This is a genomic window from Arthrobacter sp. 05T423 (assembly GCF_056396245.1).
Window position 1 is genome coordinate 22,244 of record NZ_JBFTLC010000014.1, and the last position, 16,331, is coordinate 38,574.

Annotated in this window: 15 protein-coding genes and 1 pseudogene; 3 read left to right on the top strand and 13 right to left on the bottom strand. The window is 67.1% G+C overall.

Annotated features, from left to right (window positions below):
* Positions 1–107: 107 nt before the first annotated feature.
* From AC1DFE_RS12170 to AC1DFE_RS12190, 5 genes and pseudogenes are all read right to left on the bottom strand, one after another.
* Complete coding sequence (locus AC1DFE_RS12170) at positions 108–545, bottom strand: MaoC family dehydratase (protein WP_476906132.1); 438 nt, start codon at positions 543–545, stop codon at positions 108–110.
* 2 nt (positions 546–547) lie between these two features.
* A complete protein-coding gene (locus tag AC1DFE_RS12175) occupies positions 548–1,009 on the bottom strand; it encodes an FAS1-like dehydratase domain-containing protein (protein WP_476906133.1) in 462 nt (153 codons plus the stop codon).
* A 35-nt stretch (positions 1,010–1,044) separates the two neighbouring features.
* Positions 1,045–1,269 (bottom strand): DUF3188 domain-containing protein, encoded by a 225-nt coding sequence (locus tag AC1DFE_RS12180; RefSeq protein WP_476906134.1) that lies wholly within the window; start codon positions 1,267–1,269, stop codon positions 1,045–1,047.
* Positions 1,270–1,302: 33 nt separating this feature from the next.
* Positions 1,303–2,243, bottom strand: a pseudogene (locus AC1DFE_RS12185) (DUF2797 domain-containing protein).
* A 27-nt stretch (positions 2,244–2,270) separates the two neighbouring features.
* Positions 2,271–3,134: an HpcH/HpaI aldolase/citrate lyase family protein gene (locus AC1DFE_RS12190; protein ID WP_476906135.1), complete on the bottom strand. Its 864-nt coding sequence runs from the start codon at positions 3,132–3,134 to the stop codon at positions 2,271–2,273.
* 317 nt (positions 3,135–3,451) lie between these two features.
* Between AC1DFE_RS12190 and AC1DFE_RS12195 the strand changes: the two genes are divergently transcribed.
* Together AC1DFE_RS12195 and AC1DFE_RS12200 are read left to right on the top strand one after the other, a co-directional pair.
* The gene (locus AC1DFE_RS12195) at positions 3,452–4,489 is read left to right on the top strand and encodes an ABC transporter substrate-binding protein (RefSeq protein WP_476906136.1); all 1,038 of its coding nucleotides are present in this window, start codon (positions 3,452–3,454) and stop codon (positions 4,487–4,489) included.
* Positions 4,490–4,531: 42 nt separating this feature from the next.
* Positions 4,532–5,452 carry a TauD/TfdA dioxygenase family protein gene (locus tag AC1DFE_RS12200; RefSeq protein ID WP_476906137.1) on the top strand — a complete coding sequence of 307 codons (921 nt, stop codon included), beginning with the start codon at positions 4,532–4,534 and terminating at the stop codon, positions 5,450–5,452.
* 95 nt (positions 5,453–5,547) lie between these two features.
* On the opposite strand, the gene AC1DFE_RS12205 is transcribed toward AC1DFE_RS12200, so the two are convergent.
* From AC1DFE_RS12205 to AC1DFE_RS12225, 5 genes are all read right to left on the bottom strand, one after another.
* Positions 5,548–6,513: an aldo/keto reductase gene (locus tag AC1DFE_RS12205; RefSeq protein WP_476906138.1), complete on the bottom strand. Its 966-nt coding sequence runs from the start codon at positions 6,511–6,513 to the stop codon at positions 5,548–5,550.
* A 125-nt stretch (positions 6,514–6,638) separates the two neighbouring features.
* The gene (locus tag AC1DFE_RS12210; RefSeq protein ID WP_476906139.1) at positions 6,639–8,348 is read right to left on the bottom strand and encodes a glycoside hydrolase family 13 protein; all 1,710 of its coding nucleotides are present in this window, start codon (positions 8,346–8,348) and stop codon (positions 6,639–6,641) included.
* Positions 8,349–8,400: 52 nt separating this feature from the next.
* Positions 8,401–9,294: a carbohydrate ABC transporter permease gene (locus AC1DFE_RS12215; RefSeq protein WP_476906140.1), complete on the bottom strand. Its 894-nt coding sequence runs from the start codon at positions 9,292–9,294 to the stop codon at positions 8,401–8,403.
* Positions 9,294–10,241, bottom strand: a complete 948-nt coding sequence (locus tag AC1DFE_RS12220) for a carbohydrate ABC transporter permease (protein WP_476906141.1) — start codon at positions 10,239–10,241, stop codon at positions 9,294–9,296. Before AC1DFE_RS12220 ends, AC1DFE_RS12215 begins: the two co-directional genes overlap by 1 nt.
* Positions 10,242–10,264: 23 nt before the next feature.
* On the bottom strand, positions 10,265–11,554 hold the full coding sequence (locus AC1DFE_RS12225; RefSeq protein ID WP_476906142.1) for an ABC transporter substrate-binding protein: 1,290 nt from the start codon (positions 11,552–11,554) through the stop codon (positions 10,265–10,267).
* 248 nt (positions 11,555–11,802) lie between these two features.
* Here AC1DFE_RS12225 and AC1DFE_RS12230 point away from each other — a divergent pair, with 248 nt between their 5' ends.
* Positions 11,803–13,005: an ROK family protein gene (locus AC1DFE_RS12230; RefSeq protein ID WP_476906143.1), complete on the top strand. Its 1,203-nt coding sequence runs from the start codon at positions 11,803–11,805 to the stop codon at positions 13,003–13,005.
* Between the two features lie 39 nt (positions 13,006–13,044).
* On the opposite strand, the gene AC1DFE_RS12235 is transcribed toward AC1DFE_RS12230, so the two are convergent.
* From AC1DFE_RS12235 to AC1DFE_RS12245, 3 genes are all read right to left on the bottom strand, one after another.
* On the bottom strand, positions 13,045–14,616 hold the full coding sequence (locus AC1DFE_RS12235; RefSeq protein ID WP_476906144.1) for a Na+/H+ antiporter: 1,572 nt from the start codon (positions 14,614–14,616) through the stop codon (positions 13,045–13,047).
* A 239-nt stretch (positions 14,617–14,855) separates the two neighbouring features.
* Entirely contained in the window at positions 14,856–15,515 is a 660-nt protein-coding gene (locus tag AC1DFE_RS12240) for an SDR family oxidoreductase (protein WP_476906145.1), read from the bottom strand.
* 36 nt (positions 15,516–15,551) lie between these two features.
* A complete protein-coding gene (locus tag AC1DFE_RS12245; protein WP_476906146.1) occupies positions 15,552–16,115 on the bottom strand; it encodes a dihydrofolate reductase family protein in 564 nt (187 codons plus the stop codon).
* Positions 16,116–16,331: the final 216 nt, after the last annotated feature.

Below are 16,331 nucleotides of genomic sequence, written 5' to 3' on the forward strand. Positions count from 1 at the left end.
CAGGGAAGCGGGGGAAAGTCGGGGAAGCCTTCGGGCCGCCGGGGACAGCCGGCGCCACAACGTGACGTCCGTGCCCGGACAGCGGCGGAACTCAAAGCAGCATCACGTCAGGCCAGCCGGACGAGGGCCTGCGCCTTCATGAGTACCTTCTGTCCGTCGAACACCACGGTGAGGTCCACGCGCGCGGTGCGCGCCTCGGCATCCAGCGCGCCGACGGCGCCGCTGACGTCGATCACCGCACCGGCGTTGCCGGTTCCCGTGGTGTCGGTGACCAGCACCGGCTTGGTGAAGCGGGTCTGGTAGTCGACGACGGCGGCCGGGTCACCGGCCCAGTCGCTCACCAGCTGCACGGCGGCACCCATGGTGAACATGCCGTGGGCGATGACGCCGGGAAGTTCGACGCCCGTGGCAAAGGCCTCGTTCCAGTGGATGGGGTTGAAGTCGCCCGACGCGCCGGCGTACTTGACCAGGTCCTGCCGGGTCACCTCGATGCTGCGGCTGCCGATGTCCTGGCCAACGCTGAGTTCTTCGAATGTGGGGCTCATGGCTACTGTCCCTCTCCGCGGACCAGAATGGATGACTTGGTGGTGGAAACCGGCTGCCGCGCGTCCCCATCCGTCAGGGCGAAAATCTCGCTGCGCGTGGTAATCATGGCGCCGCCGCCCATGGCACGCACGCCGTCGACGTGCAGTTCGGCCACGAGCCGGTCGCCGGCAAAGATGGGGCGGTGGTGGGTAAAGCGCTGGTCGGCGTGGACCACGCGGGAGAAGTCGATGCCAGCCTCCGGATCCTCCACCAGCCGGGCGTCGGCGCGCTGCGCGATGATGATCGCAAACGTGGGCGGTGCCACGAGGTCGGGGTGGCCCAGGCCCTGTGCGGCGTCAACGTCGAAGTGGGCGGGGTGGGTGGCCTTGACGGCGCGGGCGAACTCACGGATCTTCTCGCGGCCGACGTCATACACCTCTGCGGCAGGGTAGCTTCGTCCCTGCAGGTCCGGATTGATAGTCATGGGTTCAAGCCTATCGGGGCCGGCGTGCGGGTCTCCTACTTGGGGATGTTCTTCCGGACACTTTGGCCGCGGACCACCATTCCCACCATGTGCAGCACCAGGCCCAGGCCGATCACCGGCAGGGACCCGATCATCAGCCCCTGGTTGGCGGTGACGTTGCCTGCGATATTGAGGATGAGACCCACTGCGATGAGGCCCATCGCGGCGAAGACGAGGATTTTGTAGGATTTGGGCGCGGTGGCCCAGAATTGTTGCAGCACTGGGCCAGTTTACCCAGCCAACGCTGTGCCCCCTCAGAAAAGGGCTTCCTGCACCGCCGGCACCTCCGAGCTGTACTCCCCCGGTTCCACCAGCCGCCCCTTCAGCAGCCCGAGATTCACCACGAAGTCCAGCTCCGAACCGTCCAGCCCGGCCAGTCCGTGGCTGCCGCACAGTGCATGGAGGGTGAAGCCGTGGCGTCCGCCGTCCATCCCGTGCGGGTACGTGTGCCGGGCAGCGGCCGCACATAACGCCGCGGCCTGCGCCGGACGGATCCATTGCTCATCCACAAGGGCAAATCCCCCGACGGCGGTGCCCGCCAGGAGCGTCCGGACGTCCTCCGCCCGGCGCCGGTTGAGGAGGTCAAGTTCGACGCCGGGCAGCGGCTCCGTCAGGGCGGCAGCCTTGGCCGCGCCCCGCACCTGCTGGACAAGCCCCGCTTCGCTCGTGGCCAGGTCCTCCAGGACACGCACCACCCGCCCGTCCTCCGCCAGGGCGACGTAGCGGGCAACCACCGCCCCTGCTCTGCCAGCCGGTTCCATTTGCGCGGCTGCGAGGCGGTGCCGATCTTGCTGGTGCCGTTGGCGAACGTGGCGACGTAGAGCCAGTGCGGCTGCATGAGATAGTCCCGCAGGCCTGCCGGGACGCGTCCGCCGCGGTGGAAGTCGTGGATCAGCCTGGTGTCGTCGGCCAGCTGGCAGGGCTCACACTGGGTGCCCCGCACGGCACGGGCAGCGGCCGGGCAGGTGACGTGCCGGCGCTCGGTGGCGGAGAAAACCTTGGTGTGGCCGAGGCAGTGCTTGCCGCTCTCCGCCACCTGGAACCCGAGGCGGGCACCGGCGTCGAGCGTCACCGCACTGAACCCGCCGGCAAGGTGCTGGAGGCGCAGAACCGGCCGGCCGCCGTCGGACGCCGCGGAAACGGGCGGCGGCCCATCCCAAAAGACCCCGTGCACCAGATAGCGGGTATCGGTCACGGGGCCTCCTGTTAATGCTGGTGCCGCTTACAGGGCGGGCTGCACGCCAAACGCTACCGCGAGCTTCATGATCTTCTCTGCGCGGCCGAGGCGGGGCAGGTCGGAGCCGTCACGGATGACCCGGCCGTTGGCCTCGAAATCGGCCATGAAGTCGGTGGCCCAGGCAACATCCGACGGCGTGGGGCTGATGACCTCGTTGATGACGCTGGTCTGGTCGATGGCCAGGCAGAGCTTTCCGGTCATGCCCATCATTACCGTGACGCCGGTCTGCTCGCGCAGGATCGGGTGGTTGGTGCCCACCGTCGGTCCGTCGATGGGGCCCGGCAGGTTGCCCACCCGGCTGGCCACGACGAGCTTGGCGCGCGGGTAGGCCATGGCCTCCTGGGTGTTGGCCATTCCGGTGTCGCGGCGGAAGTCGCCGGAGCCGAAGGCCAGGCGGAACGCACCCTGGGCCTTGGCGATGTGGTTGGCCTCCTCGATGCCGAGCGCGGATTCCACGAGCGGGATGACGGGCGTCTTGCCGTCCATGCGGTGGAAGGACTCGGTGACCTGGTCCGCGGACTCCGTCTTGGCCAGCATGACGCCGAGCAGCCCCGGCGTGCCGCGCAGGCCCGCGAGGTCGTCAGCCCAGAACTTGCTGGTGGCGTCGTTGATGCGCACCCAGGCCTGGCCGCCGGCGGAGAGCCAGTTCACGACGTTCTCGCGGGCGGCGTCCTTCTGCGAGGGGTCCACGGCGTCTTCGATGTCCAGGATGATCGAGTCCGCGCGGGACACGGCGGACTGGTCGAACAGCTCGGTTTTCATTGCGTTGACAAGCAGCCACGAGCGGGCGATCTCGGCGGGGATATTGCGTTCGTGCCGGGTGATCTCGGCTGTGGATGAAGACGTCATGGTTCTACCGTATCGGGCGCGCACCCATGTACGCGACGCAGATCGGCCCTGCCGGGCAGACCAATACGAACAAAAGCCACAGTGTAACGCCTTTCGCAGGGATCTTTGCTGCCGCATGTCACGGGGAAACACCGGCCGCAACGGGGCGCCTCATGTCCCGCTGTTGCGCCGTGTTTCCGCGGATTTCCAACGGTTTCCCGACGTGACCCGGGCACTTTTCTGCTTCGTCCGAGTGCGCTTACATCGATCCATCGGCCGTTGCTGCGGCCGGATCGAACGTGGCGGACCAGCCAACCAACCCCTGAAGGAACCCCCCAATGAAACGACACCTGACCATCCTGAGTGCTGCGGCCGCCGTCGTCATCGCCCTGACGGTGTCCGGCTGCGGCGGGAGCGCCGCCGGCGATGACGCAGCCGGCACCGGAACTCCCGGCGCCAATGAGGTCAAGGAGCTCCGCTACCAGGGCTGGGCCAACAGCGTAACGCTCCCCGAGCTGGCACAGGACCTCGGCTACCTGGGCGACGTCAAGCTGAACTGGGTGGGCAACACCATCAGCGGCCCGCAGGACATCCAGTCCGCAGCTACCGGCCAGACCGATTTCGGCGGCGCGTTCGCCGGCGCCGTGGTGAAGCTCGTGGAGGCGGGAGCTCCGGTGAAGGCCGTCATCAACTACTACGGCGAGGACAGCAAGACCTTCAACGGCTTCTACGTGAAGGGAGACAGCCCCATCAGGACGGCCCGCGACTTCATCGGCAAGAAGATCGCCGTCAACACCCTCGGCGCGCACTCCGAGGCGGTCATCAACACCTACCTCCGCAAGAACGGCCTGAGCGCTGACGAGATCAAGCAGGTGCAGCTCGTGGTGGTTCCCCCGAACGACACCGAGGAGGCCATCCGCCGCGGCCAGGTGGATGCCGGCGCGCTGGGCGGCATCCTGCAGGACAAGGCCGTCGCCAACGGCGGGCTGCGGTCCGTCTTCAGTGACTTCGACCTGTTCGGCTCGTTTGCCGGCGGACCCTACGTCTTCCGGGACGACTTCATCGCCCAGAACCCCAACACGGTCCGGACGTTCACCACGGGCGTGGCCAAGGCCATCGACTGGGAGCGCGCCACGCCCCGCAAGGATGTCATCGCCCGGCTCACCAAGATTTTGAAGGACCGGGGCCGCAACGAGAACCCCGCGGCCCTGCAGTACTGGAAGAGCGTCGGTGTGCCCGCCAAGGGCGAGATCAAGGACGAGGACTTCACCCGCTGGGAGGAGTACCTGAAGTCCGCCGGCATCATCAAGTCCGGCCTGGACACCAAGAAGCTGTACACCAACGAGTTCAACGGACTCCTGACCGATTCAAAGTAAGCCCGATCCAAAGTAACCGCAGCACGAAGTGAGGAAAGAACGATGACTGTCACTACCGAAACAAAGCTCGAATTCTCCAAGCTGGGCTCACGCATCGGCGCCGAGATCCGCGGCCTGGACCTCAGCGGCGACCTGCCCGCACAGACCGTTGCACAGATCCGTGCGGCCCTCAACGAGCACAAGGCCCTTGTGTTCCGCGAAGCCAACATCCTCTCCGACGAGGCCCAGGTGAAGTTCGCCAACCACTTCGGCCCGCTCACCAAGGCGCACCCCACGGTTGCCTCGGTCGAGGGCGAGGAGAACGTCCTGCCGGTGGACAGCGAAAACGGTTCGGCCAACAACTGGCACACCGACGTCACGTTTGTGGTCAACCCGCCGCAGGCGTCCACACTGCGCAGCATCGACCTGCCGGCCTACGGCGGCGAGACGCTGATCGCCTCCTCCGCCGGCGCCTACAGCGACCTGCCGGAGGAGCTGCGGAACTTCGCCGACACCCTGTGGGCCATCCACACCAACGATTACGACTACTCGGTGCCGAAGAACCTGGAGCACGCCAACGCCGAGGAGCGCCGCAAGGAGTTCACCAGGCTCAAGTTCGAGACGGCCCACCCTGTGGTGCGCGTCCACCCGCTGACCGGCGAGCGCGGACTGTTCATTGGCGGCTTCGCGCAGCGCCTGCGGATCGTGGGTCTGTCCAACACCGAATCCAGGGACATCATCCGCCTGCTCCAGGCGTATGTGACCCGTCCCGAGAACGTGGTCCGCGTGAACTGGGAGCCCAACCAGCTGGTGCTCTTCGACAACCGGATCACCCAGCACTACGCCCCGGACAACTACGACGGCCAGCCGCGCAAGCTCAACCGCGTCACCATCGCAGGGGACATCCCCGTGGGTGTGGACGGCAAGCAGAGCCAGGTCCTGAAGGGTGATGCCTCCACGTACTCGGAGATCGCCCCGCTCTAAGTCTTTCGCCCGTCCCAGGCTGTGCGGGCCCAAGTAGGTCGCAGCAGACGGCGTTCTGAGCACTCAGAACACCGTCAGCTGCGACCTACTTGGGTTTAAGGGATGTTGCTGCCCCGGGCCGTGACCCAGAGCCGGTACCACTCAGCCCGGGTCATGGCCTTAGCAGCCCGGGCGGCCCCGGCGCAGGCACGTATCCTGTCCGGGTTGGCCGTGCCGATGACCGGCGCGATCCCGGCCGGATGCTTCATCAGCCATCCCAGCAGCACGGCCTCGGCGGTGGTGTCCTTCTCCCGGGCCATTTCGGCCAGCAGGGCGGCGGTGGCGCTCTCGGCCGGCGTGGGCCGCTCGGGCGGGTTGCCGGTGTAGTGGCCGCGGGCTAGGGCACCGTAGGCCTGCACGGTGATTCCCTGCCGTGAACAGTACTCCAGCGTCCCGTGCGGAAAGCTGTAGTTGTGGGCATCGGGATGGTTCACCAGCACGGTGCTTTCCAGCCAGTCGCGCTTGAGCAGGCTCAGTTCCAGCTGGTTGGCCACCACCGGGGTCTCGAGGCTGTCCTGCAGGAATTCGATCTGGGCCGCGGACATGTTGGACACGCCCAGCGCCCGCGCCTTGCCTTCCGCCATCAGCTTCCCGACGGCGGCCGCCACCTCCGCGGGGTCCATCAGGGGATCCGGGCGGTGCAGCAGGAGGATGTCCACGTAGTCGGTGCGCAGGCGCTCAAGGCTCCCGTTCACGCGCTCGATGATGGCGTCCGGGCTGAGGTCGTAGTGGGTTTCCAGCCCCCGCTCATTCAGCCGGATGCCGCACTTGGTCTGCAGCTGGATGCGCTCCCGCAACCCGCTGGTGCCGGCCAGCACCTCCCCGAACACGGCCTCGGCTTTTCCGTGCCGGTAGATGTCGGCGTGGTCGAACAGCGTGACGCCGATGTCCAGCGCCGCGTCGATGGCCTCAGCCGCGGTTTCGACGTCGGCGATTTCGTGCGGTTCTGCCGACCAGTCCCCGCCCAGGCCCATGCAGCCGTAGAGCAGCCGGCCGTATGGTGCTGATGTCTGTTCAGTCATGGCATCACTCTTTCACTTGTTCCGGGCCCGGCACAGAGGCCCCGGCAGCCGGGTGTTTAACGAGCCGCTGGCGGCCCCCGGTCCAATCAGACCAAGGGCCGCCAGCAGACGGTATTCAGTGAGGATCAGCGCAGCCAGGCCGTGGCGTTGGCCGGCAGCTTGCCGCCTTCCAGCGGCGCGCTGCTCACCAGCACCGTGCCGGCGGGAAGGTCGACGGCGGCGTCCCCGAAGTTGGTCACTGCCTGCCAGCCGCCGGGGCGGCTGAAATGCAGGACCTCCGGGTTTCCGGTTTCGATCCATTCCAGCTCCTCGGCCGCCTGCAGCTCGCGGCGCAGTTTCAGTGCCGTGCGGTAGAGCTCGAGCGTCGAGCACTGGTCGCCGTCCTGCGCCTCGACGGCGTAGCTGCTGAACCAGCGGGGCTGCGGCAGGTGCGCGCCGCCGTCACCGAACCCGAAGGACGCCCCTTCCACGGACCACGGCAGCGGCACGCGGCAACCGTCGCGGCCCACTTCCACTCCCCTGTTGCGGAAGAAGGACGGGTCCTGGCGTTCGGCCTCCGGGATGTCCGCCACTTCCTGCAGGCCCAGTTCCTCGCCCTGGTACAGGTAGGCGGAGCCTGGAAGTGCCAGCATGAGGAGCGTTGCGGCGCGGGCCCGGCGCTGGCCGAGCTCTACGTCGAGGTCCTCCTCCGGTCCGCCGGCCAGCAGCCAGTCTTTGCCGTCCTGGCCCTTGGCGTGCTTGCCCTTGGCGCCCTTGGGCAGGCCATAGCGGGTGGCGTGCCGGACGACGTCGTGGTTGGAGAACACCCAGGTGGAGGAGGCGCCGGTGGCGGCCGCCTCAGCCAGGTTGCGGGTGATGATCTCGTGGAACTCCTCGGCGTCGAAGTCGGCCTGCAGGAGGTCGAAGTTGAACGCCTGGCCCAGGCCCTCGGGGCTGGCGTAGCGGGCACGGCGGGTGGCGTGCACCCAGGCCTCGGCGACGGCGGTGCGCGGCGGGTTGTACTCGTTGAAAACCTCGCGCCACTCGGCATAGACCTCGTGGACCTCGTCGCGGTCCCAGAACGGGTGCGACCCGTCGTCGAACCCGTCCGTGCCTGTGTTGGCGGCGCTCAGCTCAAGCTTGGAGAGCAGCGGCTCGGTGAGGTCCTTGGTGAGGGCGTGCGCCACGTCAACGCGGAAGCCGTCCACGCCGCGGTCCGACCAGAACCGCAGCGTCTTGAGGAAGTCGTCGCGGATTTCCCGGTTGGCCCAGTTCAGGTCCGGCTGCTCCTTGGCAAAAATGTGCATGTACCACTGGCCGGGCGTGCCGTCCGGTTCGGTGATGCGCTCCCAGGCGGGGCCCCCGAAGACGGAGTCCCAGTCCGACGGCGGGAACTCACCGTTGGGGCCCTTGCCGTCCCGGAAGATGTAGCGGTCCCGGGCCGGGGAGCCCTTCGGTGAGGCGAGGGCTTCCTTGAACCATTCGTGCCGGTCCGAGGAGTGGTTGGGGACGATGTCAGCGATCAGCTTGATTCCGGCGGCGTGGAGGGTTGCGGCCATCTCGTCGAAGTCCTCCAGCGTGCCGAGCTTCGGGTCCACGTTGCGGTAGTCATCCACGTCGTAGCCGCCGTCGGCGAGGGCCGAAGGGTAGAACGGGCTAAGCCAGACGGCGTCGATTCCGAGCGTCTTCAGGTACGGGACCTTGGCCGTGATGCCCTTGATGTCGCCCAGGCCGTCACCGTTCGAGTCGGAAAAGCTGCGGGGGTAGATCTGGTAGACGGACGCCTGGCGCCACCAGTTCGGATCGGCCAGGCGGTCGGAATCGGAAAGGGTTGCCAGCGTGGCGGTGGTGGACAAGGGATGATCCTTTTCTTGTGGTTGGGGTTGTTGCTGGACTGGTTTGATGGGTCTACTTGACGGCCCCGCGCATGACTCCGGACAGTACCCAACGCTGGGCCAGGATGTAAACCACCAGGGTGGGTGCCATGGCCATGAGGTAGGACGCGAATGCGAGGCTGTAGTTGGTGTTGAACTCTCCCTGGAAGAGCATCTGCACCACGGGAAGGGTCTGCAGGGCGGGATCGGCGATCATCATCTGCGGCAGCAGGAAGTCGTTCCATGAGCCGAGGAAGGCGAAGATGCCCACGGTGGCGTTCATGGGGGCCAGCAGCGGGAAGATGATCGTGCGGAACACCTGCCAGGTGGTGGCGCCGTCGAGCCTCGCTGATTCCTCAAGCTCCACCGGAATGGATCGGACGAAGGCGATGTACAGCAGCGTGTTGAACGAGATGCCGCCCAGCACGTGCAGGAACACCACGCCGCCCGGGTTGTCCAGGCCGAGGAGGGCCGTCTGCTTGATGAGGGGCAGGATGATCACCGGGAACGGGATGAACATCGCAGAGAGAAGGTACACGAACGAGCCGCGGAAAAATCTCCGGTTCCAGTTCCTGGCGATGGCGTAGGCCACCAGCGAGCTGCAGGCCAGCGATCCCATGACGCTGAGCACCGTGACGAACGCCGTCGACATGAAGGCCCGCGGAAAGTTCGTCGCCACGTAGGCGGCGCCGAAGTTCTCCCAGTTCACCGGGCTGGGCCATTCCAGTCCCGTGCCGGTTCCGATCTGGCCCGCGGACTTCAGGGCCATGGCCACGGTGAAGTACAGCGGGAGCAGCACGGTCAGCGAGGCCACGAGCATCAGCGCAGTGAGCCACCAGTTGACCTTGTAACCCTCCCTGCCGGATTTGCGGGTCCTGCCCGCTGCAGCCGTACGGTTCACTGGCTTGGAAAGTGTGGGTGCTGTCATTAGAGAGAAACCCCCCGGCGCTGGATGAGGCGCAACTGGATGACGGAGATCAGCAGGGTGATCAGGAAGTAGATGACCGCGTTCGCCATCTGGTAGGAGTAGTCCCCGCCGGTGAAGCCGGAGAAGATGCGCATGGCCACGGACTGGGTGGCCATGCCGGGGCCGCCGCCGGTGAGGCCCACGATAATTTCGTAGATACCGAGGAACCCCTTGAAGCCGAGGATCACGTTGATGACGAGGTACCCCAGGATGAGCGGCAGCGTCAGGCTCGCGAACTGCCGGAAGCTGCCGGCGCCGTCGAGGTCCGCGGCTTCATACACCTCGGAGGGGACGCTCTGCAGCCCGGCCAGGTAGATGATGGTGGCGCCCGGAGCCGCCTGCCAGACGGTGACCAGCACGATCGCAATCCATGCGTAGTTTTCGTTGGCCAGGATGCTCGTGGCCAGCGGCGTCACGCCGAGGCTGTCCGCCAGCACGGGCAGGGTGTTGGAGAACAGGTAGTTGAACACGAAGGACACCACCAGGGCCGAGAGCACCATGGGGATGAAGAAGACGGTACGGATGCCGGTGCGCCACTTGATTTTGGCGTTCAGTCCGAGGGCGATTGCGAGTGCAACGATGTTGACCACCACGGTGGTGGTCAGGGCGAAGACGAACGTGAAGATGTAGGACTGCAGGATGGCCGGGTCCCGGAAGATGTTGATGTAGTTGGACAGTCCAATGAACTTCCAGTCCCCGTACCCGGCGTAGTTCGTCAGGCTGAAGAACACGCCCACCAGGGCCGGCAGGGTGATGAAAAAGGCGAACAGTGCCAGGACCGGCACCACCATCCAGTAGTACACGGGGTCGATACGGCCCCTGGCACGGACGGTGCGCAGCGGGCCCTTCGGGGGAACGGTCGAAGCGGTAGCCGGGGCTGCCTGCGCCGACTCTGAAGTTGTAGTCATGGGGGCTCCTGGAGTTGGGCGGGTCAGACCGTGGTGCGCTCGGCGACCCGGCGCCATTCGTCGTCGAGGGCGGTAAGGAACTGCTGGCCGTTCTTGCCGTACACGAAGGACTGGATGTAGTTGTACAGCGGTACCGACGGCGGAAAGTAGGTGGTGGCCCCCTGGTAGTACCGCCCCTCCCGCACGGAGGCGGCGAGGCCAGTGATCTGGGGATTCTCGACGGCGGGTGCTTCCTTGAGCGGTGAGAACGCCGCGTTTTTCCCGTTGTAGGCGTCCACCACCGAGGGGTCCAGCAGGTAGCTGACGAACCGCCGTGCCGCCGCCATGTTCGGGGTGTTGCGCGTGATGGACAGGGCCATGTCCACATTGACCCGGGCCTTGGTGTCCGCGGGGTTGTTGGTGACGGGCAGCGGGAAGCTGCCGAGCCTGACGTTCTTGTTCGCGGCCTCAAGCTGGGACAGCGCCCACGGGCCCTGCAGGTACATGGCCCCCTGCCCCTTGGCGAACGCGGCGTTGCCGTCCGCGTAGTTCCTGCTCGTGGCGCCATTCTGAGAGAATGCCGCCAGCTCAAGCATCTTGGGCAGGACCGGGCCGAAGTTGCTGGTGAACGACTCCTTGGCGTCTTCCGTGACGGCGGCTCCTCGGGCGGCGAGCCTCGCGAAAAAGACGCCCACGTCCAGCGAGCCCCCCGCGAGGTAGTCGAACATGCCCTGTCCGAGGGTCCAGCTGTCCTTGAAGGTGCCGTAGATGGGCGTGATGCCGGCAGCCTTGAACGTCTCGCAGGCCGCGACGAACTCGTCCCACGTGGCCGGAACCTGCACGCCCTCCGCCTCGAAGATGTCCCGGTTGTAGATGACCCCGGCGGCGGCCAGGGAGAACGGGAGGGCACTGGTTTCGTGTCCCTTGTACTGGCCCCAGGAGCTGACCAGGTCCTGCACCTTGGGGTCGATCGTGGCTGCCTCGGGAAGGTCCGAGAGGTCCGCGAATACGCCCTTGCGGACGAAGTCGGCCGTGGCCTGCGCGAAGCCGCGGGTCACGACATCGGGTGGGTCGTTGCGGACCAGGCCCGGAACAAAGTTGCCCTCGTTGAAGTCCTGGATGACGCGGATGTCCGGGTTGAGCACCTCGAAGTCCTTGATCACCTGGTTGAAGTAGGTCACCACCTCGGGCTTGTTTTGCATGAAGCGCAGTGTGGTGACGCCGTTCTGGCTGCTGTGCACGGAACCGCAGCCTGCCAGCGGGAAAACAGCTGCTGCACCTGCGAGCCCAGCGGCCCTGAACAGGGCGCGGCGGCTGAGCGGGGTTGCGCTCACGGCGCGGTGGCCGGTGCGGGGAACTGGCAGCCGGCAGTCCGGGCAGCTCGGGCCGGGCATTGCCGGCTACGGAGGGGGCGGTGCTTCGAAGGGCTGTTCACAGTTGCTCCTTTGCAAAAGGCTGAGGCAAAAGCTGGAAGGAAAATCCACGGGGCCGGCGGCCGTCCGGTCCACAAGAGGGGTTTATATGGAATCTAAATTTAATTCCTCAAGTATTATGTGGGGCAAAGCACAAGGAGGTCAACACCATGTCCGAGATGACGGCGGCAACGCCCCAACTGCTCCGCCGCGTGAGCGCCGGAGCGGTCCTGGATTTCATGCGCGCCTCCGGCGCGGTGACCGTTACCGAGGTCATCCAGGCCACCGGCCTGACCCGGGCCACCGCCATTTCCGTGTGCGAGGACCTCATGCAGCGCGGGTGGATCACGGAGCTGGAGAACCAGCGCGCCTTTGGCGGATACCAGAAGGGACGCCCCGCCCGGCGGTTCGAACTCAACGAGCGGGCGGGCTACGTCCTGGGCATGGACGTGGGCTTCTCCAAGGCCACCGTGGTGGTCTCCGATCTTCGTGGCAAGGCGCTCGGACGGGCCAGCCAGCCGTTTGAGATTGCGGACATCTCCGCCGAGGAACGCGTCGGGGTCATTGACCGGGCCGCCATGATGGCGCTGCACAGCGTGGAGGCCTCCCCTGACGCAGTGCTGGCCGTGTGCGCCGGCATCGCAGCACCGGTGGACCGGAAGGGCAACGTCCTGGCATCACAGCAGTTCTGGGGACTGTTCGACGTCGGCCTGAAGTCTGCGCTGCACGAGCTGCACGGGTGGACCGTCCTGCTCGAGAACGACGCCAACCTCGCCGCCCTCGGCGACCGGTGGCGGGGCGCGGCGGCGGGCGTGGACGACGTCGTCGTAATCCTGGCGAGTGAACGCTTCGGTTCCGGCGTCATCGAAGGCGGCCGCCTGCTGCACGGCAGCGGCGGCGGCGCGGGTGAGCTCGCGTACCTGGACCTGGTGGAAGGCGTGGGTGACACGTTCGGCATCGCGACGCTGGCGCGCGTCTGGGCTGCGGAGACCCTGGCGGGCGCCGCAGAGACGTCCCTCCGCGACTACGCGGCCACGGGGGCCGAAGCCGAGCATGTCTTTGCCGCCGCGGCCGCCGGGGACGCGGCGGCACTGAAGATCCTGGACCGGCTTGCCGAGAGGATGGCGCGGGTGATCGGCTCGATGGCCACCATGATCAACCCCGAGCTCGTGGTGATCGGCGGGGCCGTTGCCAACTCGGCGGGGGTCCTGCTCGAGCCCATCGCGGCCCGCCTGCCGGAATTCACGGCCACCCCGCCGAGGGTGGCGGTCTCGCCACTGGGCGACGCCATCGTCACCGTGGGCGCGGTCCGGCGGGCCCTCGACTACGTGGAGACGAACACCCTGGACCTGGAGCTCAACGTCCCGGCCTAACCCAAAGACAAGCGCATGTTCCCTACTCCGGCATGATCCCTATTCCGGCATGATCATGGTCCGCAGGTCGAGCTGGCGGAGCACCCTGTCCGCAACCTCGGGGTCCATATCCGGCTCGCTGCGGGCCGCGACCACTTCCTGCCGCGCGGCGTCCAGCGCAATGGTCTGGACCGTGATGGCCAGTTCCCTGCCCCGCTCGCGCTTCTCGGCCAGGCTCTCGTTCCGCAGGCTGCCGTCCAGCAGTTCGGCATGGAGCCGCGTCATCTTCTCCTTGACCAGGGCCACCTTCTCCGGCGGCAGCTCCTTCACGAGCTCGTTGCCCTTCAGCGCCGCCACGGCGGCCGCCTGCGCACGGCGGGCCAGCAGCCGGGCCGCATCGCGTTCCTCCGTACCGTCCTGGGATGCGTCCAGGACCCGCATCAGCCAGGGCAGCGTCAACCCCGGCAGCACCAGGGTGGCAAGCAGCACCGCACATGCCGTGACCAGCACCTGGTCACGGGCCGGGAACGGCGAGCCGTCCGCGAGCGCAGTCGGGAGGGCCAGCGCCAGGGCCAACGTGGCCAGGCCACGCATGCCGCACCACGTCAGGATCAGGACTTCCTTCGCGGAGGTCGGCTGCAGCAGGTTCTTCCGTTTGCGTGCGGAAACGGCCAGCAGTCCCAGCCAGCCGAACCGTACTGCGAACACCAGGACGCAGACCACGACGGCGGTTCCCACCATTCCAAAGATCGCAGAACCTTCCGTCCGGACCACGTCCTGGATCTCGAGCCCCACGAGCCCAAAGGCAAGCCCCGTCACCAGAAGCTCCACCACATCCCAGAACGCCGTGCGGGTCACCCGCTCGGCGGCGTCCTGCGGGCGGGTGTGCCGCTGCATCTCCAGGGCGGTGACCACGACGGCGATCACGCCGGAGGCGTGGAATTCCTCCGCGAGGATGTAGGCGGCAAAGGGCACCACCAGGGTCACGGCGCTGCGCGCCACCATGGAGGCCACCAGCCGGGTGATCAGCGACGTCAGCCAGCCCATGGCAATGCCGACCACGACGGCAAGTGCCGCCCCCACGATGAACTTGAGGACGACGTCGGGCCCTATCCTTGTGCCCCCAACGGCGGCGGCAACGGCCGCCTGGAAGATGACAATAGCGGCGGCGTCGTTGAAGAGGCCCTCGCTCTGCAGCACCGTAATCAGACGCCGGGGCATGTGCACGCGGCCGGCAACCGACTCCACCGCAACCGGGTCCGGCGGGGCCACCATGGCTCCGAGCGCGATGGCGGCGGGGACACCAATCCCGGGAATCATGATCCACGCTGCCCCGGCGACCACCGCGGTGGAAATCACCACCAGGGCCACAGCAAGCATGATGAGCGTGCGCCACCGGACCCGGAAGACGGCCCAGGAGCTCCGCTGGGCCGTGGCGAACAGCAGCGGCGGCAGGAAGATCGGCAGGATCAGCTCCGGCGGAATCTGGATATCCGGGAATCCCGGGATGAATGTCAGCGCCACGGCCAGGAGCAGCATCAGGACCGGATAGGGCAGCCGCAGCCGGTCCCCCAGACCCACGGCCACCACGGTGGCGAGCAACAGTCCAATGATGAGTGCCAACTGGTCCATGTGCCCACTTTCCCCGGAGTGCGCCGCGCCCCGATAGAGGGCGGCCGTGCCTTTCAACCCTACCGGGAACACTCCGGCCCTACGCCTGCCCAACGCTGCTGCCGCCCGGCCCGCCCGGAACGGCGCGAACGTACGCTTGCGGCCCTAAAGGGCCCCACTTTTGGGGCGCCAGGTGTCCGTTCGCGCTGCACCGTTCGCGCTGGGTCGCTTCTGCTGTGCGCACCGGATCGCTCGGCCGGCTACGGCAGGGTTTCCAGCGCGGCCGCTACAGGTTGGGTGCCGTCGCGGAATTCGATGGTCCGGCCGGCGGTTCCCGGCAGGTCCAGCACCGCGGCGGCAGCAATGGCCACGTTGCCGCGTGAGGTCTGCGTACCGGCAGAGGTGTCTTCGGGGTTCACATCGATCAGCCCGTTCCCCGGCCCCTCGGTCAGGGCGCCCGGCCCCAGGATGGTCCATTCGAGTTTGGTGCCCCTGAGGTACCCGTCGGCGGCGGCCTTGGCTTCGGCGTACGCGTGAAAGCTGTGCCCCTCGGGGACCCCGTGGTCCGGGCCGGCACCAAAGTAGGACACCATCACATAGCGCCCGACGCCGGCCTCCGCGGCCGCGTCCATCGAACGGATGGCGGCGTCCCGGTCCACCGCGTACGTGCGGGCCGGGTTCCCTCCCCCGGCGCCGGCTGACCAGACCACGGCGTCGTGGTTCCGGAGCGCGGCGGCGATTTCCGCCGTCGTCGAGTTTTCAACGTCAAGGACCGACGGCGAGGCGCCGGTGGCGGCGACGTCCGCCGCATGGTCCGGGTTGCGGATGAAGGACGTAACGCTGTGCCCCTGTTCCGTGAGGAGGGCGGACAGTTGCAGGGCCACCTTGCCGTGGCCGCCGATGATGGCGATGCGGGTCATGCCCCCATTGTGTCGTAAACCTGTGCCGCAGGCGCGTCATCCTGTCCGGTTGGCGTAGCGGAGGAAGACCGTGCCGTTGCCGAACCGGCGCTCCTCAAGGAGCTCAAGCCGGAACCGGACGTCATCCGGGAGGAAGCTCTTGCCACCGCCCACGGCCACAGGGGAGAGGAACATCTGGAATTCGTCCACCAGCCCCGCCCGGATGGCCGCCCCGGCAAGGTCGGCGCCGCCGATCGCCAGGTCCCGGCCGGCGCCTGCCTTGAGCCGTCCGACGGCGTCGGCGCTGAACTCCCGCTCGATCCGGGTCCGGGCGGTGCTCACCTCCTTCAGGGTGCGGGAGAAGACCACCTTGTCCGTTGCCTTCCAGAGGTCCGCGAAGTCCCGGATGTACGCGGGAATCTCGCCGAAGACCTCCGGATGCTCCCAGGCGGCCATCACCTCGTACATCCGGCGGCCGAGCAGGTGAGTTCCCGCCGGCCGCATCAGCTCGTTGACGAAGGAATGCACCTCGGCGTCCGGCTCGGCCCAGTCGAAGTTGCCGTCCCGGTCCGCAATGTACCCGTCGAGTGACATGAGTCCGGAGTAGATCAGTCTGGCCATGCCGGCTCCTCTTGTCCGCCTGCCTGTCTCTGGCTGCCTGTGCAGTCCGACCTTAGGGTCATGCCGCCCGGAAAACAACGGTTCCGCTCGTTTCGCAATGCTTTCGCAGGGTAGCCACAGGATTGCGTCAAGAGCTCATCAAGGACCCGGTTCCCCCGTATTCCGGCTGACATGCTGGTTGACGCATCAAGCACTACATACCGTTCCGGGAACCAC

Bases quoted from the DNA above. Each gene is read 5' to 3' on its own strand.
- AC1DFE_RS12170 (WP_476906132.1), bottom strand. From the start codon at position 545: ATGAGCCCCACATTCGAAGAACTCAGCGTTGGCCAGGACATCGGCAGC.
- AC1DFE_RS12175 (WP_476906133.1), bottom strand. From the start codon at position 1,009: ATGACTATCAATCCGGACCTGCAGGGACGAAGCTACCCTGCCGCAGAG.
- AC1DFE_RS12190 (WP_476906135.1), bottom strand. From the start codon at position 3,134: ATGACGTCTTCATCCACAGCCGAGATCACCCGGCACGAACGCAATATC.
- AC1DFE_RS12195 (WP_476906136.1), top strand. From the start codon at position 3,452: ATGAAACGACACCTGACCATCCTGAGTGCTGCGGCCGCCGTCGTCATC.
- AC1DFE_RS12200 (WP_476906137.1), top strand. From the start codon at position 4,532: ATGACTGTCACTACCGAAACAAAGCTCGAATTCTCCAAGCTGGGCTCA.
- AC1DFE_RS12205 (WP_476906138.1), bottom strand. From the start codon at position 6,513: ATGACTGAACAGACATCAGCACCATACGGCCGGCTGCTCTACGGCTGC.
- AC1DFE_RS12215 (WP_476906140.1), bottom strand. From the start codon at position 9,294: ATGACAGCACCCACACTTTCCAAGCCAGTGAACCGTACGGCTGCAGCG.
- AC1DFE_RS12220 (WP_476906141.1), bottom strand. From the start codon at position 10,241: ATGACTACAACTTCAGAGTCGGCGCAGGCAGCCCCGGCTACCGCTTCG.
- AC1DFE_RS12230 (WP_476906143.1), top strand. From the start codon at position 11,803: ATGTCCGAGATGACGGCGGCAACGCCCCAACTGCTCCGCCGCGTGAGC.
- AC1DFE_RS12235 (WP_476906144.1), bottom strand. From the start codon at position 14,616: ATGGACCAGTTGGCACTCATCATTGGACTGTTGCTCGCCACCGTGGTG.
- AC1DFE_RS12240 (WP_476906145.1), bottom strand. From the start codon at position 15,515: ATGACCCGCATCGCCATCATCGGCGGCCACGGCAAGGTGGCCCTGCAA.
- AC1DFE_RS12245 (WP_476906146.1), bottom strand. From the start codon at position 16,115: ATGGCCAGACTGATCTACTCCGGACTCATGTCACTCGACGGGTACATT.